This window comes from Natronococcus sp. A-GB7, from assembly GCF_029688865.1.
In the GTDB taxonomy this organism is placed as follows: Archaea; Halobacteriota; Halobacteria; order Halobacteriales; family Natrialbaceae; genus Natronococcus.
In genome coordinates this window covers 1-1,295 of the sequence record NZ_JARUKV010000073.1, presented here as the reverse complement: position 1 = coordinate 1,295, position 1,295 = coordinate 1, and the positions used below count along the sequence as shown (strand labels likewise).

The following is a 1,295-nucleotide window of genomic DNA, read 5'->3' as shown; positions in this document are numbered from 1 at the left end:
CCGGCGCCAGAGGATGTGGCTGCGGCCGATTAGGTAGACGGTGGGGTAACGGCCCACCGTGCCAGTAATCGGTACGGGTTGTGAGAGCAAGAGCCCGGAGACGGTATCTGAGACAAGATACCGGGCCCTACGGGGCGCAGCAGGCGCGAAACCTTTACACTGCACGCCAGTGCGATAAGGGGACTCCAAGTGCGAGGGCATAGAGCCCTCGCTTTTCTGTACCGTAAGGTGGTACAAGAATAAGTGCTGGGCAAGACCGGTGCCAGCCGCCGCGGTAATACCGGCAGCACGAGTGATGGCCGCTCTTATTGGGCCTAAAGCGTCCGTAGCTGGCCGCGCAAGTCCATCGGGAAATCCGCACGCCTAACGTGCGGGCGTCCGGTGGAAACTGCGTGGCTTGGGACCGGAAGATCCAGAGGGTACGTCCGGGGTAGGAGTGAAATCCCGTAATCCTGGACGGACCACCGGTGGCGAAAGCGCTCTGGAAAGACGGATCCGACGGTGAGGGACGAAAGCTCGGGTCACGAACCGGATTAGATACCCGGGTAGTCCGAGCTGTAAACGATGTCTGCTAGGTGTGCCACAGGCTACGAGCCTGTGGTGTGCCGTAGGGAAGCCGTGAAGCAGACCGCCTGGGAAGTACGTCCGCAAGGATGAAACTTAAAGGAATTGGCGGGGGAGCACTACAACCGGAGGAGCCTGCGGTTTAATTGGACTCAACGCCGGACATCTCACCAGCATCGACAGTAGCAATGAAGATCAGTGTGATGAGCTTATCGGAGCTACTGAGAGGAGGTGCATGGCCGCCGTCAGCTCGTACCGTGAGGCGTCCTGTTAAGTCAGGCAACGAGCGAGACCCGCACTCCTAATTGCCAGCAACACCCTTGTGGTGGTTGGGTACATTAGGAGGACTGCCAGTGCCAAACTGGAGGAAGGAACGGGCAACGGTAGGTCAGTATGCCCCGAATGTGCTGGGCAACACGCGGGCTACAATGGTCGAGACAGTGGGATGCAACCCCGAGAGGGGGCGCTAATCTCCGAAACTCGATCGTAGTTCGGATTGCGGACTGAAACTCGTCCGCATGAAGCTGGATTCGGTAGTAATCGCCGTTCAGAAGACGGCGGTGAATACGTCCCTGCTCCTTGCACACACCGCCCGTCAAAGCACCCGAGTGAGGTCCGGATGAGGCCCCTGTATAGGGGTCGAATCTGGGCTTCGCAAGGGGGCTTAAGTCGTAACAAGGTAGCCGTAGGGGAATCTGCGGCTGGATCACCTCCACAGACCGGGACCACCC

At 59.2% G+C, this 1,295-nt stretch carries 1 rRNA gene; it reads left to right on the top strand.

What is annotated here, in order from left to right:
- A 16S ribosomal RNA gene (locus QA609_RS24620) occupies positions 1 to 1,279 on the top strand; the annotation flags it as partial.
- Between the last annotated feature and the right edge of the window lie 16 nt (positions 1,280 to 1,295).